General features: G+C 65.5%; 13 protein-coding genes. 5 read left to right on the plus strand and 8 right to left on the minus strand.

The genetic code is table 11. From position 1 onward, the window contains the following. Window positions 1–3: 3 nt before the first annotated feature. The 4 genes from FJV43_RS15125 to FJV43_RS15140 all read left to right on the plus strand — a co-directional run bounded on the left by FJV43_RS15125 (window position 4) and on the right by FJV43_RS15140 (window position 4,203). On the plus strand, window positions 4–951 hold the full coding sequence (locus tag FJV43_RS15125; protein WP_194390406.1) for an ABC transporter permease: 948 nt from the start codon (window positions 4–6) through the stop codon (window positions 949–951). Between the two features lie 368 nt (window positions 952–1,319). Continuing rightward, window positions 1,320–2,213, plus strand: coding sequence for an ABC transporter permease (locus FJV43_RS15130; RefSeq protein WP_239628119.1), 894 nt, complete (start codon window positions 1,320–1,322; stop codon window positions 2,211–2,213). Further along, window positions 2,213–3,220, plus strand: a complete 1,008-nt coding sequence (locus FJV43_RS15135) for an ABC transporter ATP-binding protein (RefSeq protein ID WP_239628120.1) — start codon at window positions 2,213–2,215, stop codon at window positions 3,218–3,220. Before FJV43_RS15130 ends, FJV43_RS15135 begins: the two co-directional genes overlap by 1 nt. Further along, window positions 3,217–4,203 carry a dipeptide ABC transporter ATP-binding protein gene (locus FJV43_RS15140; RefSeq protein ID WP_239628122.1) on the plus strand — a complete coding sequence of 329 codons (987 nt, stop codon included), beginning with the start codon at window positions 3,217–3,219 and terminating at the stop codon, window positions 4,201–4,203. The genes FJV43_RS15135 and FJV43_RS15140 overlap by 4 nt, the downstream gene beginning before the upstream one ends. Here FJV43_RS15140 and FJV43_RS15145 read toward each other — a convergent pair. The 8 genes from FJV43_RS15145 to FJV43_RS15180 form a co-directional block, all read right to left on the minus strand. After that, entirely contained in the window at window positions 4,175–4,987 is an 813-nt protein-coding gene (locus FJV43_RS15145; RefSeq protein WP_239628124.1) for a hypothetical protein, read from the minus strand. The two genes, FJV43_RS15140 and FJV43_RS15145, sit on opposite strands and share 29 nt — an antisense overlap. Before the next feature lie 182 nt (window positions 4,988–5,169). Continuing rightward, complete coding sequence (locus tag FJV43_RS15150; protein WP_239628125.1) at window positions 5,170–7,146, minus strand: acetyl-CoA carboxylase biotin carboxylase subunit; 1,977 nt, start codon at window positions 7,144–7,146, stop codon at window positions 5,170–5,172. Then, entirely contained in the window at window positions 7,143–8,759 is a 1,617-nt protein-coding gene (locus FJV43_RS15155; protein WP_239628127.1) for an acyl-CoA carboxylase subunit beta, read from the minus strand. Before FJV43_RS15155 ends, FJV43_RS15150 begins: the two co-directional genes overlap by 4 nt. Window positions 8,760–8,874: 115 nt before the next feature. After that, the gene (locus tag FJV43_RS15160; protein WP_239628129.1) at window positions 8,875–9,741 is read right to left on the minus strand and encodes a 3-keto-5-aminohexanoate cleavage protein; all 867 of its coding nucleotides are present in this window, start codon (window positions 9,739–9,741) and stop codon (window positions 8,875–8,877) included. A gap of 193 nt (window positions 9,742–9,934) precedes the next feature. Further along, window positions 9,935–10,735: an AraC family transcriptional regulator gene (locus tag FJV43_RS15165; protein WP_239628131.1), complete on the minus strand. Its 801-nt coding sequence runs from the start codon at window positions 10,733–10,735 to the stop codon at window positions 9,935–9,937. Window positions 10,736–10,927: 192 nt separating this feature from the next. Continuing rightward, window positions 10,928–11,584, minus strand: coding sequence for a glutathione S-transferase family protein (locus FJV43_RS15170; protein WP_239628133.1), 657 nt, complete (start codon window positions 11,582–11,584; stop codon window positions 10,928–10,930). Beyond that, complete coding sequence (locus FJV43_RS15175) at window positions 11,584–12,747, minus strand: acyl-CoA dehydrogenase family protein (protein WP_239628135.1); 1,164 nt, start codon at window positions 12,745–12,747, stop codon at window positions 11,584–11,586. The genes FJV43_RS15170 and FJV43_RS15175 overlap by 1 nt, the downstream gene beginning before the upstream one ends. A gap of 114 nt (window positions 12,748–12,861) precedes the next feature. After that, complete coding sequence (locus FJV43_RS15180) at window positions 12,862–13,998, minus strand: acyl-CoA dehydrogenase family protein (RefSeq protein ID WP_239628137.1); 1,137 nt, start codon at window positions 13,996–13,998, stop codon at window positions 12,862–12,864. A gap of 262 nt (window positions 13,999–14,260) precedes the next feature. On the opposite strand from FJV43_RS15180, the gene FJV43_RS15185 reads away from it, so the two are divergent. Continuing rightward, entirely contained in the window at window positions 14,261–15,811 is a 1,551-nt protein-coding gene (locus FJV43_RS15185; protein ID WP_239628139.1) for a long-chain fatty acid--CoA ligase, read from the plus strand. The last annotated feature ends 68 nt before the right edge of the window (window positions 15,812–15,879 follow it).

A 15,879-nucleotide genomic window follows, 5' to 3' on the forward strand; every position in this document is an offset into this window, starting at 1 on the left:
TGGATGTTTGCCTATCTGGTGCGGCGCCTGTTCCTGATGCTCGTGACCCTGTTCGGGATCTCGATCGTCATCTTCTTCCTGCTGCGCATCGTTCCCGGCAACATCGTCGACATCCTGTTCGCCGCCGCCGGCTACGTCGACCCGGCCGACAAGGCCAATCTGGAGAAGGAGCTCGGCATCGACCGGCCGCTGATCGTGCAATATTGGCACTGGATTAGCGGATTCCTGCGCGGCGATCTCGGCTACTCCTATGTCTCGGAGAAGCCGGCGCTGCAGGAGATCCTGCCGCGGATCCCGATCACGGCGCGGCTCGCCGGCCTCGCGCTTTTGTTCTCGGCATCGATCGGCATTCCGCTCGGCGTCATCAGCGCGGTGAAGCAGGGGACAAAGCTCGACTACGCGCTCCGCGTCGTCAGCCTCAGCGGATTGTCGCTGCCTTCGTTCTGGCTCGGACTTTTGATCCTCACCGCATCGGTGGCGATGTTCGGCCAGATGCCGATCTTCAATCCGAATCCGCAGACCTGGCTCGAGGCGTTCGCGACCTACGCCGTGCCGGCGGCCGCCGTCGGCTTCCGCAGCGCGGCGCTGACCATGCGCATCACGCGATCCTCGATGCTGGAAGTGCTGCGGCAGGACTATATCCGCACCGCCCGCGCCAAGGGCGCCTCCGAAGCGGCGGTGAACTATCACCACGCGCTGAAGAACGCGATCTTGCCCGTCATCACCGTGATCGGCATCGAGGCGGCGTTCCTGATCGGCGGCCTGATCGTCACCGAGACGGTGTTCAACATTCCGGGCGTCGCGCGCTTCCTGGTCGAGGCGATCCGCTGGCGCGACTATCCGATCGTGCAGAATCTCGTGATGTTCATCGCGGTCGTGGTGGTGTTCGCGAATTTCACCGTCGACATGCTCTACGCGGTGTTCGACCCGCGCATCAGATACACGGATTAGCCGCATGATTTACTCTCACACAGCGTGTGCGCTCTCCTTCACCTCTCCCCGCCTGCGGGGAGAGGTCGGATTGCGCAGCAATCCGGGTGAGGGGGACTCTCCGCGAGCCCAACTCTCACCTCCCCTGCGGAGAGTCCCCCTCACCCCAACCCTCTCCCCGCAAGCGGCAGGGCAATCGCATTTGAATATTGCAGAGGTCGTCATGCCCGGGCTTGTCCCGGGCATCCACGTTCTTTGTGCTGCGTGGAAAGGCGTGGATGGCCGGGACAAGCCCGGCCATGACGCTGTGGAAACAGTCGGTACCCATAGCCACGTCTCATGTGCGATAGCCCTGCCGCAAGCGGGGAGAGGGGGAAGATAGAGCTTACATGGCCGCAATCGACTATGATCTCGAACTACGGCGCGCCGGTGCATATGCCACCGGCGGCTGGCGGCGCGTGCTGTTCATGGCGCAGCGGCATGTGCTGGGCGCGGCCGGCCTCGTCATCATAACGATGTTCGTGCTGACCGCGATCTTCGCCGACTTCATCGCGCGCTACGATCCGCTGACGGTCGATTCCGCCCGCGCGCTGGCCCGCCCGAGCCTGGCGCACTGGATGGGCACCGATTCCTTCGGCCGCGACGTGTTCAGCCGCATCATCCACGGCGCGCGGATCTCGCTCGCGGTCGGGCTCGGTTCGACCGCGCTCGGCGGCACGATCGGCGTCATCGTCGGCCTCACCTGCGGCTATCTCTCGGGCTGGGTCGATCTCGTCTTCCAGCGCGTCTCCGACGTTCTCCAGGCGCTGCCACTTCTGGTGCTGGCCCTGGTGATGACGGCGGCGCTCGGCCCATCGCTGCCCAATGTGATCATCGCCATCGCCATCCCGCTGATCCCGACGGTCGCGCGCGTCATCCGCGCCAATACGCTGGCGCTGCGCGAGCAGCCCTTCGTGGAAGCCGCCAAGTCGATCGGCATGAGCGAGATGCGGATCGCGCTGCGCCACGTGCTGCCGAATACGCTGGCGCCGCTGATCGTGCTGGCGACCGCGCAGCTCGGCTCGACCATCCTCACCGAAGCCTCGTTGTCCTTCCTCGGCCTCGGCATTCCCGAGCCTTATCCGTCATGGGGGCGCATGCTGTCGGAATCCGCCGCCGAATATGTCCGCACCGCGCCGTGGCTGGTGATCTTCCCGGGCATCGCCATCAGCCTCGCTGTATTCGGCGCCAACCTGTTCGGCGACGCCCTGCGCGACATCCTGGATCCGAGGCAGCGCGGCTGATGGCGGACAAATCCGATCTCGTGCTCGACGTGAGGAACCTGAAGACGGTGTTCTTCACCAATTCCGGCCTGTTCAAGGCCGTCGACGATCTCTCGTTCAATGTCAGACGCGGCGAGACGCTGGCCATCGTCGGCGAATCCGGCTGCGGCAAGAGCGTCACCGCGCTGTCCTTGATGCGGCTCGTGCCCGATCCGCCCGGTCGCATCGTCGGCGGCTCCGTCACGCTCGAAGGCACCGAGCTGCTGTCGCTGGATGAAGCGCAGATGCGCGCGGTCAGGGGCAACCGCATCTCCATGATCTTCCAGGAGCCGATGACCTCGCTCAATCCGGTGATGCGGATCGGCGACCAGATCGTCGAGGCGGTGCGGTTGCACCGGAGCATCACGGCGAAAGAGGCCCATGCCATCGCGATCGAGATGCTGCGCCTGGTGCGCATTCCCGAGCCGGCGCGACGTGCGCGGGAATATCCGCATCAGCTGTCCGGCGGCATGCGTCAGCGCGCGATGATCGCGATGGCGCTGGCCTGTCGGCCGGCGCTGCTGATCGCGGACGAGCCGACCACCGCGCTCGACGTCACCATCCAGGCGCAGATCCTGGCGCTGATCCTCGACCTTCAGAAGGAGCTCGGCACCGGCCTCGTGCTGATCACGCACGATCTCGGCGTCGTCGCGCAGACGGCGCAGCGCGTGATCGTGATGTATGCGGGGCGAAAGGTCGAGGAGGCCAGCGTCGAGGCGCTGTTCGCCGCGCCAATGCATCCCTATACGCGCGGGTTGATGGCCTCGATCCCGGCCGTCCCGGCATCCGGTGTCCCGGCGCAGGCGCGGCTGAACGAGATCCCCGGCACGGTGCCCTCGCTGGTGGGGCTGCCGAAGGGCTGCGCCTTCGCGCCGCGCTGCAAGCTCGCCATCAAGCGCTGCGAGGCCGAGTATCCGCCGCTGGCGGACTGGGGCGGCGGCCATCTCGCTGCCTGCTGGCGCGCGGAAGACGTCGCGGAGGTGGCATGACCGAAGCGCTGCTCGAAGTCACCGACCTCAAGAAGCACTACCCGGTGCGCGCCGGCGTGTTGCGCCGGCAAGTCGGCACCGTGCATGCGGTCGACGGCGTCTCGTTCGCGCTCGGGACCGGCGAGACGCTGGGCCTCGTCGGCGAATCCGGCTGCGGCAAGTCCACGGTGGCGCGGAGCGTGCTGCGGCTTGTCGAGCCGACCTCGGGCCAGATCCGGCTCGACGGCGAGGACATCACCCATCTGTCGAAGACGGCACTGCGCCCGCACCGGCGTTCGATGCAGATCGTGTTCCAGGACCCGTTTGCCTCACTCAATCCGCGCATGACTGCGGGCGACATCGTCGGCGAACCCATCGCCGTGCATGGCCTTGCAAGCGGCAAGGCGCTGGCGGCGCGCGTCGCACAGCTGTTCGAACAAGTGGGCCTGCGGCCCGACCAGATGCGCAACTTCCCGCATCAGTTCTCCGGCGGCCAGCGCCAGCGCATCTGCATTGCGCGGGCCCTGGCGCTGGGGCCGCGCCTGATCGTCTGCGACGAGCCGGTGTCCGCGCTCGACGTCTCGATCCAGGCGCAGGTGATCAACCTCCTGATCGACCTGCAGCGCCAGCACGGCTTCTCCTACCTCTTCATCGCCCACGACCTCGCCGTGGTCGCCCATATCAGCCACCGCGTCGCCGTGATGTATCTCGGCCGCATCGTCGAGATCGCGGACAAGGACGAGCTGTTCCGCAACCCCCGACATCCCTACACGCAGGCCCTGCTCGCTTCGGTGCCCGTCGCCAACCCGCTCGCGAAGAAGCTGACTCCGCTGGTCGACGGCGACGTGCCGAGCCCGGTCAACCCGCCTTCGGGCTGTGCGTTTCACACGCGCTGCCGGTTCGCGATGGAACGCTGCAAGACGGAGCGGCCGGCGTTGGTGGACGCCGGCGACGGGCACCAGGTGGCGTGCTTGCTCAATGAGGGGACGGGGCGCGGCCAGTAGGCCGCAACGCCCGGATCACCGGCCAGGCCGCCAACGCCGCGGCCAGATGCTTGAGCGTGTGGCCCGAGACGATGTGCCCCGTCGCTTCGAACACCGTCGCGTCACCGAGTTCGAAGAATTTCGCCAGCACATAGAAGAAGATCACGCCGCCGAGCGGCACGCCGAGCGCACCCGGCAGCGGCCGTGCGAACGCCAGTCCCACGGCGAGAGCCATGCCGCCGAACTGCACGACCGCCCATGGAGTGAGATTCTCGTGTGCCACCCAGGCCGCGAGCAGGCCCGCAACCATCATCAGCACCAGCACCGCTTCGCCTGCGCGCACGCTGATGCGCTCGCTGGCCGCGATGCCAAGAAAGCCCGCGAACGCCACCGCCATGCCGACGCGATCGGCCACGAGCCGCTGCGGCATGTCGGGGTCCAGATGATAGAAGCCTGAGCCCAAGCAGGTGAGGATCAGTCCGATGAAGAACCAGCCTGCACCCACGGGCGCATCATTGCGGGCGCGCAGCCGCTCTGTGCCCCAGACGCCCATCGCGAGGAAGGCGAGATTGCTCAGCACGTCGCCGGCATTGGGCACACCCAGCCAGGGGCGGGTGTCAACGAAATGCGGGATGTGCCAGGCGGCGGCAGGCAGCGCAGGTGCGAGCAGCACCACCAGCGCAAGGACGAACAGCGTACCGACCAGGCATTTTTCGCGGACCGTTGGTGCGGCGAACGGCAGCCGCCTGGACACTGAAGGGAGCGCGGCATCCGTCTCTTGGGCGGGATCAGTTGCGCGCGACATGCGAGGCTCCATACGAATTGAACAATGTTCATATTTGTCGCACGAAAATGAACGCCGTTCAATCCGAATTGCGCACGGGCACGATTCGCGACCTATCGCATTGAATCTCTTCGTATTTCTCGATCAGCAGACGATGGCACGGCGCTATGCGCCGCTGCCCATCAGATACTGCATTCGCGGCCCTAGCCCGCCCCGATCTCCGCCACGATCCTGCCCGTGGTCACCTGCTCGCCTTCGGCAACGTTGATCGCCGCGACGACGCCGTCGAGGCCGGCCTTGTGGACGTGCTCCATCTTCATCGCTTCCAGCGTCAGCACCGGCTGGCCCGCGGTGACGCGATCGCCCGGCTTGACCAGGACGGCGACAACGCGGCCATTCATGGCGGCGCGAACCTTGCCGTCACCGCCATTGCTTGCTGCAGCCTTCGGCGCCGCCAGCGTGAGATCGATCGCCGCAAGCGGGATGCCGCGATGCTGGAGGTAGAGCCGGTCGGCATCGCGCAGGAATTTGGCGCTGTCCATCACGCCGTCATGGCGAAAACGGATCGCATCGGCATCGAGCTGCTCGATCTCGAACCTGTCCTGACGGCCGTCGGTGGCGACGGTGTAGCTGCCATCGCGCTCGCGCGTGACATCGAGCTCGTGGACGTGGCCGGCGATCTCGAGTTTCGCTGGAAGCGGGAACGTTGCGGACAGACTCCGACCACCCTGCCAGGCAGGCGCGCGCGGATTTGTGACGTAGAGCAGCAAGCCCACCAACACAGTATCGAATGCAGCGCCCCTGCGTGACGCCAGAAGCTCGTCGCGATGCGCACCGATGAAGGCTGTCGTCGCCTCGCCCTTGGCGAAGCCGGAGTGACGCAGGCAGGAGATCAGGAACGCCTGGTTCGTGGTCACGCCAAACGCCGTGAGCTGCTCCAGGCCGACGATCAGCCGTCCCCTCGCCTCCTCGCGACTCGCACCATGGCTGATGATCTTGGCGATCATGGAATCGTAGAACGGCGGGATTTCCGCGCCCGACTGCAGCGCGTGCTCGACCCGGATGCCGTCGGGCACCTGCCAGCGCGCCATGCGGCCGGATTGCGGCATGAAATCCTGCGCGGCATCCTCCGAGCAGAGCCGCACCTCGATGGCATGGCCTTCGAATCGGATGTCCTGCTGCTTCACCGGCAGCGGCTCGCCACGCGCCACGCGCAGCTGCAACTCGACGAGATCGAGCCCGGTGACCGCCTCGGTCACGGGATGCTCCACCTGGAGACGCGTGTTCATCTCCATGAAGTAGAACTCGCCACGTTCGTCGAGCAGGAACTCCAGCGTCCCCGCCCCTTCGTAGCGCAGCGCCTTGACCGCGGCGACCGCGACCTCTCCCATCCTCGCGCGCAACTCGGGCGTGACTGCGGGTGACGGCGCCTCCTCGATCAGCTTCTGGTGCCGCCGCTGCACCGAGCAGTCGCGCTCGCCGAGATGGATGGCGTTGCCGTGGCTGTCGCCAAACACCTGGATCTCGATATGGCGCGGGTTCTGAATCGCACGTTCCAGGATGACGGTGGGGTCGCCAAACGCGGCCTTCGCCTCGGAACGCGCACTGCGCAGCGCATCGGGAAACGAGGCCGTATCGGCCACGAGCCGCATGCCGCGTCCACCGCCGCCGGCGACCGCCTTGATCATCACGGGAAAGTCGATCTTTCTGGCTTCCGTCAGCATGACCTCGTCACCCTGCTCGACTCCTTGATAGCCGGGCACGATGGGCACGCCGGCCTTCTTCATGATCTCCTTGGCGCCGGCCTTGTTGCCCATCGCCGCGATCGCCTGCGGCGACGGCCCGATGAAGACGAGACCCGCCTCCTTGCAGGCGCGCGCGAACTCCTCGTTCTCGGCCAGGAAGCCGTAACCGGGATGGACCGCGTCCGCGCCGCTCGCCTTTGCGGCTGCGATGATCGCGGGAATGCTGAGATAGGATTGCGCCGGAAGCGCTTCGCCGATGCGCACGGCCTGATCGGCGTGCTTCACGTGGAGCGCATCGCGGTCGGCATCCGAGTAGACGGCGACGACGCCGAGACCGAGCCGGCGCGCGCTACGCATGACGCGCAACGCGATCTCGCCGCGATTGGCGATCAGGACCTTGAAGAACGGCCGGTGCTGCACTGATCCGTTCCTCATGGCCGGGCCACCGAAAACTGCATCCGCTGGGGTGTGCGCGCATCACCCTCGCGGCAGATCGCGAGCACTTCCGACAGCACCGCGCGCGTGTCGCGCGGATCGATCACGCCGTCGTCGAGCACGCGTGCGCTGGTGGAGAACACGTCCATCTGGCCGTCGAACACACCGACGATCTGCGCCTTCATGGCATCCAGCTTGTCCCTCTCGATCGGCTTGCCGCGGCGCGCTGCGGCGGCTTCAGTCACGATCGCCATGGTCTCGGCCGCCTGCTCGCCGCCCATCACGGCGGTCTTGGCATTCGGCCAGGAGAAGCAGAAGCGCGGATGGAAGCCGCGCCCGCACATGCCGTAATTGCCGGCCCCGAACGAAGCGCCGCAATAGATGGTGATCTGCGGCACCGTCGCCGAGGTGACCGCCTGGATCATCTTGGAGCCGTGCTTGATCATGCCGGCTTCTTCATAGGCCTTGCCGACCATATAGCCGGTGGTGTTGTTCAGATAGAGCAGCGGTGTACGGGTCTGGCAGCAGGCCTGGATGAAATGCGTCGCCTTGTTGGCGCCGGCGGGATCGAGCGGGCCATTGTTGGTGATGATGCCGATGGCCTGCCCTTCGATCCTGGCGTGGCCGCAGACCGTGGCGGGCCCGTAATTCGGCGCCATCTCGGTGAAATCGGAATCGTCGATGATGCGCGCGATCACCTGCTTCATGTCGACCGGACGCTTGTGGTCCATCGGCATGATGCCGAGCAGCTCGTCCTGGTCGTAGCGCGGCGGTTTGAATTCTGGCGTCGCCCTGTCCGGCCGCTCCCACTTCAACGCCGCCATGATCTCGCGCGCGATGCGCAGGGCATCGCGGTCGTCCTCGGCGAGATAGTCGCCGAGACCGGAAACCTGTGTGTGCATCTCGGCGCCGCCGAGCTCTTCCTCGGTCGCAACCTCGCCGGTCGCGGCCTTCAGCAGCGGCGGCCCTGCAAGGAAGGCACGGGTGCGGCCACGGACCATGACGATGTAGTCGGAAAGACCGGTCTGATAGGCGCCGCCCGCGGTGGACGAGCCATGCGTGACGGTGACGACCGGCAGGCCGGCCGCGGAAAGGCGCGCCAGATTGCGAAAGATGTTGCCGCCGCGGACGAAATCCTCGACGCGGTAGCGCAGCAGGTTTGCGCCGGCGCTTTCGACGAGCTGCACGTAGGGCAGCTTGTTCTCCAGTGCGAGTTCCTGCACCCGCAGCGTCTTGTCGAGACCGTAAGGCTGCAGCGCGCCGGCATCGATGCCGGCGTCGTTGGCGCTGACCATGCAGCGGATGCCCGAGACGAAGCCGATGCCGGCGATGACGCCGCCGCCGGGCACGCTCTTGTTCGGATCGGGCACGTCGAACATGTAGCCCGCGAGCGTCGACAGCTCGACGAAGGGCGCACCGGGATCGAGCACCAGGGCGACGCGTTCGCGCGGCAGCAATTGTCCGCGCTTGTGGAAGCGATCCTTGGCCGCGGCCGACGCCGCCCGCGTGCGCTCTTCCAGCGCGCGCATGCGGTCGATCAAGGCGAGCATGCCGTCACGGTTGGCATGGTAGGCGGCGCTGCCGGGGGAAACGGTGCTTTCGAGAATGGACATGGACTTGATCCTGCTCCTCATTGCGAGGAGCGAAGCGACGAAGCAATCCAGACTGCATCCGAGGAGAGATTCTGGATTGCTTCGCTTCGCTCGCAATGACGGGTGAGGCGATACCTTACCTGTTCGTCCCAAAGATCTTCCGCGCCTCGGCGGGGCTCGCGATCTCGCGGCCGGCACGTCGCGCGCAGGCGGCGACCGCTTCGATCAGCTGGCCGTTCGAGGTCACCTTCGTGCCGTCGGCGAGATAGAAAGTGTCCTCGAGGCCGGTACGGAGATGGCCGCCGAGCTCGGCGCAGCGCTGGTGCAGCGGCCAGATCTCCTCGCGGCCGATCGCGGTGACCTGGAAATGCGCCTCGGGGCGCTTCAGCTTGATCAGGATCGGCAGCAACTCGGGATCAGCAGGCATGCCGGAGGCGACACCCATCACGAAATTATACTCGAGCGGGCCGTTATACATGCCGACCTGGCGATACATTCCGACACAGCGGACGATGCCGACGTCGAAGCACTCGAACTCGGGGATGGTGCCGACCGCGTTCATGACGTCGAGATAGTCCTTCACCTTCTCGACCGCATTGTCGAACATCATTGGCGGCCAGGCCCAGGTGTTGTCGGCCTTCACTTTCAGGTAGTTCAGCGAGCCGGCATTGCAGGCGGCGATCTCCGGCCTGGTCTCGCGGATGCAATCGAGCGCGCCGCTGTAGTTTGGGCCGGAGACCCCCGAAGTGTGGTTGATGATCACGCCCGGGCATGCCTCGCGGATCGCCTGCTGGATCTCCCTGCTGACAGCGACCTCCCAGGACGGCAGGTGCCCCTTGTTCGGCGCCTGCTGGCGCAGATGGATGTGCATGATGGACGCGCCGGCATCGAACGCAGCCTTGGCCTCGCGCGCCATCTGCTCGGGCGTCACGGGCACGTTGTGCTGCTTCGGGTCGGTGAGCACGCCGTTCAGCGCGCAGGTGATGACGGCCTTGTCGCTCATGCCACTAATGTCTCGCACGTTGAGAATTCAACGCTTGCGATCATGTGACGCGCGACATGCGGCTTCTTGCGCGGAGAAGCTGAGAAAGGGCAGGCTTTCGTAGGGTGGGCAAAGCGAAGCGTGCCCACGCTCTTTGCCAGTTGCCGAGAGGCGGTGGGCACGGCGCAAGTGCGCCTTTGCCCACCCTACGAATCTACGAAGCCTCCGCCAGCCGCACCGTCTCGGTGCTGCGGTAGATCGCAAGGTCGCGCGAGCCGACGAAGATCGCACGCGGTTTCAATCCGTAGAAGCGGCGGATCGAGTGACTGAAATGCGTCGAGTCGGGATAGCCGATGTCCTGCGCGAGATGAGCGAGGTTGAGGTCCTGGTTGGCGAAGTGCAGCAGATGCCGCGCGCGCTTCCAGGCACGGAAGGAGCGGAAGGAGATGCCGGTCTCCTCCTTGAACAGATGCAGGAAGCGCGATGCCGAGAGGCCTGCTTCTGCCGCACACGTATCCGCCGTCACCGGCTCGCCGGAGAAACGCCCGATGCGGGCGACCGCGCGCATCACGCGCGGGTCGAGCACGCGACGTGGCAGCGCCTCGCCAAAGCACATCTCGTCGAACTCGGCGGTGGTGATGTCGCCGTAGCGCCGCTGGCGCAGCAGCGTATAGGCGGCCAGGATCTTGCGCGCATAGGCGGCCTTGTCCGGCCCCCGGAGCCGCTCGGCCAAAGCCTCGATCACGCCATCCGGCATGCTTTCCGGCTCCAGCGTCACGCTGATCACGGTGCGGTAGTCGCTGGCGATGGTGTGCCGCTGGTTCGGCAGGGTCACGATCAACTCGTCCGATGTCTGGACGTCGTCGATCGTCAGGTGCAGGCTGCCCTTCACCGCCACATAGACATGGCAGCAACCGGGGGTGCGCCTGCGGGGCCGGCCGAGCAGCCCGGCATAGAATACCCGCTCCGGCGTAATCAGCATCAGATGGTCGGATTCGCGACCTTTATCTTCCATTGGGGTCCTCCTCGCGCGGCTCTCTGGCCGCTGCGGACGGAGGTCACCTTAGCGGAAATTTGGGCGCTGTCACGACAGGATAGCGCTGTCATGAAACATGCATCGTCGTTCCGAGGCGGTCCGCAGGACCGAGCCCGGAACCTCGAGATTCCGGGCTCGATGCTTCGCATCGCCCCGGAATGACAGCCTCCCTTACGCCCTCACCCTCGCTGCAACATTCTGGTCGGCGCCAGCCTTCTGTTCCGCAGCAACTGCGCGCTTGAAACCGTCGCGCTGCTGCAGGCGAGCCCAATAGGCTGCGACATTTGGCCCAAAATCCTTGGCGAGCCCGATGTTGCTCGCCAGGCGGAGCGCGTATCCGATGACGATGTCAGCGGCGGTGAAGCGGCCCGCGCACAATGTTTCGGCATTCGCGGTGGCTGCCTCAACGGCGCGCAGTCTCCCCAGGAACCATTTTACGTAGTCGGTGGCGACTTGCGGGTTGCGGCGCTCCTCCGGCTCGAGTTGGGTGTATCGGAGCACCAGCGTCTGTGGGAAGGTTAACGTGGCGTCGCTGAAATACATCCAGTTCAGGAAGGCGCCATAGGCGGGATCCTCCGGTCCGACCATCAGCGGCGTCGGGCCGTATTTGACGCCGAGATAGTGGCAGATGCCGGAGGACTCGGTCATCTTCGTTTCGCCGTCCACCATGAAGGGAATCGTGCCCAGCGGATTGAGCGCAAGATATTCCTTGGCGAAGACGCGCGGTGGGAACGGCAGCATCTTCAGCTCATAGGGCAGCCCCATCTCCTCCAGCATCCAGAGCGGGCGAAACGAGCGCGCGGCGTCGCAGTGATAGAGCGTGATCATCAGGCACTCCCTTTGCTGCCGGGCAATGTGCCCATCATCTTGCACAGGACCATCAGCATGACCTCGTCGGCGCCGCCGCCGATCGAGGTCAGGCGGCTGTCGCGATAGGCGCGGCTGACCGGCGTCTCGTTGGTAAAGCCCATTCCGCCCCAATATTGCAAGCAGGCGTCGGTGAGCTCGCGGCCGAGGCGGCCGGCCTTCAGCTTGGCCATGGTCGCAAGCCTCGTCACGTCTTCGCCCGCCACCAGCTGCTCGGCGGCACGATAGATCAGCGCGCGCAGCAGCTCGACCTCGGTCTGCATCTCCGCGAGCTTGAAGTGCACGACCTGGTTGTCGAGGATGCTCTGGCCAAAGGCCTTGCGATTGCGAGTATATTCGATGGTCTCGTTGATGATGTATTCGTGCGACTTGAGGCAGGCGGCCGCGCCCCACAGCCGCTCCTCCTGGAACTGGATCATCTGGTAGGTGAAGCCCTTGCCCTCCTCGCCGATGCGGTTGCGCTTGGGCACGCGGACATTGTCGAAGAAGATCTGCGCGGTGTCGGAGGAGCGCATGCCCATCTTGTCGAGCTTACGGGCGATGGTGACGCCCTTGCTCTTCATGGGCACGCAGATCAGCGACTTGTTGCGATGAACGGGCCCGTCGCCGGTGTTGGCGAGCAGGCAGATCCAGTCGGCCTGCGTGCCGTTGGTGATCCACATCTTGCCCCCGTTGATGACGTAATCGTCGCCGTCGGAGCTCGCCTGGGTCTTGATCGAGGCGACATCGGAGCCCGCGCCGGGCTCGGAGACGCCGATGCAGGCGACGTAATCTCCGGCAATCGAGGGGGCCAGAAATTCGCGACGGACCTCGTCCGAGCCGAATCGTGCCAGCGCGGGCGTCGCCATGTCGGTCTGCACCCCGATCGCCATCGGCACGCCGCCGCAGGTGATGGCCCCTAACTCCTCCGCCATCATCAGCGCGTAGGAGTAATCGAGACCAGAGCCGCCGAACTCGACCGGCTTGTTCAGGCCGAGGAAGCCGAGATTGCCCATCTTCTTGAACAGCTCGTGCGCCGGGAAGATGTCGGCCTTCTCCCATTCATCGACATGGGGATTGATCTCGTTCGCGATGAACTTTTGCAGCGAGCGGCGAATGTCGTCGTGGTCGGTGGTGAATAGCATCTTGCTCCTGTCATTCCGGGGCGGCGCGAAGCGTCGAACCCGGAATCTCGATATGATTGGGACTCGGCTCTAGGTCCCGGGTTCGCGCTGCGCGCGCCCTCGGGACGACGGTTTTCACAACCCCATCTGCCTGGATGCCAGATCCTTCATGATCTCCTCGGTGCCGCCGCCGATGGCATTGACCTTGACCTCGCGGTAGATGCGCTCGGCCTTGATGCCGCGCATGAAGCCGGCGCCACCGAAGATCTGTACGGCTTCCGAGGCGCAGAAGGCCATGGTCTGCGTCGCCTGGTTCTTCATCATGCAGATTTCCGCGACCGGGCTTTCGCCCTGCTCGAGCCGCCAGGCCAGCATTTCCAGCATCGCCTGGGATGCCGCGACCTTCTGCGCCATGTCGACGATCTTGTGGCGGATCACCTGGTGCTGGGCGAGCGGCTTGCCGAAGGTCTTGCGTTCTTTCGCGTAGGCAACCGCCTCATCGAGGCAGACCCGGGCGAAGGCGGTGCAGCTTGCCGCCATGCCCATGCGCTCGCTGTTGAAATTCTGCATGATGATCTTGAACCCCTGGCCCTCCTCGCCGATCAGGTTCTCTGCCGGCACGCGGCATTGGTCGAAATGCAGCGTCGCGGTGTCGGAGGCCCACCAGCCCATCTTCTTCAGCTTCGTCCGCGACAGGCCGGGCGTGTCGCCTTCGATCAGGAGCAGGCTGACGCCGCCGGCGCCCTCGCCACCGGTGCGCACTGCAACAGTCAGATAGTCCGCACGCATGCCTGAGGTGATGAAGGTCTTCTCGCCGCTCACGACGTAGTGATCGCCGTCGCGCCGGGCCCGGGTGCTGAGGTTCGCGACATCGGAGCCGCCGCCAGGTTCCGTGATCGCGAGCGCAGAGATCTTCTCGCCCGAGAGCACTTGCGGCAGCACGCGCGCCTTCACCCCGGGCCGAGCCGCGCGCGCGATCGGCGGCGAGCCGATGGTGTGGCTCATCAGGCTGGCACTGACACCGCCGGCGCCGGCGCGCGCCAGTTCCTGGCTGGCGACGATCTTCATGAACTGGTCGGCGGTGATCCCGCCATATTCCTCGGGGAAACCGAGCCCCAGGAGGCCGATCTCGGCCGCCTTGCGATAGAGCACGCGCGGGAATTCACCGGCCTCGTCCCACTCATGGGCGAACGGGGTGATCTCCTTCTCGACGAAACGGCGCATGACGTCGCGAAAGGCGTCGTGCTCGGCGGTATAGAACGGGCTCTTCATTTGTCTCGCCCTGCTGGCGGATTCGCTCGTCCACCATGGCTGGAACATTTGCCATTCACTTGCGCGGAGTGGCTGACCATGGGAGCCGCTCCACTGCAGCCTCTGGCCTAGCAACTCCACGCAAGACGATTTTCATCCCGCACAGGCTAACTCTGGCTCAAAAAACGTTGCTGCACAGACTCCGGCTGGCGCCAACGCCACGCCGGGCATCGCGCACGGGCAGCAAGGAGGAGGGCGGCACAGACCGCCGAGGGAGGAATTCTTGGCCGTTCGCTACTACGATTGGATCGCCCATCATGGCCGCCGCACGCCGAACAAGGTTGCGGTGATCGATCTCGCAAGCGAGCGCCGCTTCAGCTACGCGCAGCTCGACGCCCGCGTCTCGCGCCTCGCCTCGTTCCTGCGTCACACGCTGAAGATCTCGCGCGGCGACCGTGTCGCGGTGCTGGCGCTGAACACGACCGATACGCTGGAGGTGCAGTTCGCCTGCGGCCGGTTAGGGGCCATCTTCGTTCCGCTGAACACGCGCCTCACCGTTCCCGAGCTCCAGTTCATCACTGCCGATTGTGCGCCGAAGGTGATGATCCACGACACAGATCTGGCCGAGACGGCGCTCGCCGTCGCAAAGCTCTGCAACGTTGCGACCAGCCTGCTGCTCGGCCCGGGCGGCACCTATGAAGCCGGCATTGCCGCCGCGAAGCCGCTCGACCGCGCCGAAGAGGTCACGCTCGATGACGTCTCGACCGTCATGTACACCTCGGGCACGACGGGCCATCCGAAGGGCGCGACCATCACGCATGGCATGACATTCTGGAACTGCGTCAATCTCGGCGGCCCCGCCTGCATCGGGCCGGCCTCGGTGCTCCTCACCGTGCTGCCGCTGTTTCACACCGGCGGTCTCAATTGCTACACCAATCCGGTGCTGCACGCCGGCGGCACCGTGATGATCATGCGCGCCTTCGATCCTGGCACGGCGCTCGGCCTGATCAACGATCCCGCGCAGGGCATCAACGTGTTCTTCGGCGTGCCCGCGATCTACCAGTTCATGGCGCAGCACCCGGCCTTCGCGACCACCGACCTCAGCCGGCTGATCGTCGGCGGTGTCGGCGGCGCTCCGATGCCGGTGCCGTTGCTCAAGGTCTGGGAGGCGCGCGGCGTCGCGCTTCAGCAGGGCTATGGCATGACCGAAACCTCGCCGGCCGTGCTGGTGCTCGATCGCGAGGATGCCGCGCGCAAGGCCGGCTCCGCCGGCAAGCCGGTGCTGCACACCGAGGTACGCATCGTGCGTCCCGATGGCAGCGACGCCGATGTCGGCGAACTCGGCGAGCTCTGGGTCAAGGGCCCCAACATCACGCCGGGCTACTGGAACAGGCCGGAAGCGAACAAGACGTCCTTCACCGACGGCTGGCTGCACACCGGTGATGCGACCCGCGTCGACGAGGAAGGCTTCTACTACATCGTCGATCGCTGGAAGGACATGTACATCTCCGGCGGCGAGAACGTCTACCCGGCCGAGGTCGAGAACGTCCTGCACCAGCTCACGGCCATCGCGGAGGCGGCCGTGATCGGCATTCCCGATCCGCAATGGGGCGAGGTGGGGCTCGCCATCGTCGCGGTCAAGCCGGGACAAAAGCTGACCGAGACCGAGGTCTTCGCGCATTGCGCGGCCAATCTGGCGCGTTTCAAATGCCCGCGTCAGATCCGCTTCGTCGAGGCACTGCCGCGCAACGCCACCGGCAAGATCCACAAGCCGACCTTGCGCAAGGAGTTCTCGGTCGCTTCCGAAATCGACAAGAAGGTCGCCAATGCCTGACCAAAGCGCCCCTCGCGGGCGCTTTTTTGTTTTGAAGTGCCTATCCAAACCACAAGAAACCTCAAGGA

Source organism: Bradyrhizobium sp. I71 (genome assembly GCF_022354745.1).
Lineage (GTDB): Bacteria > Pseudomonadota > Alphaproteobacteria > Rhizobiales > Xanthobacteraceae > Bradyrhizobium > Bradyrhizobium liaoningense.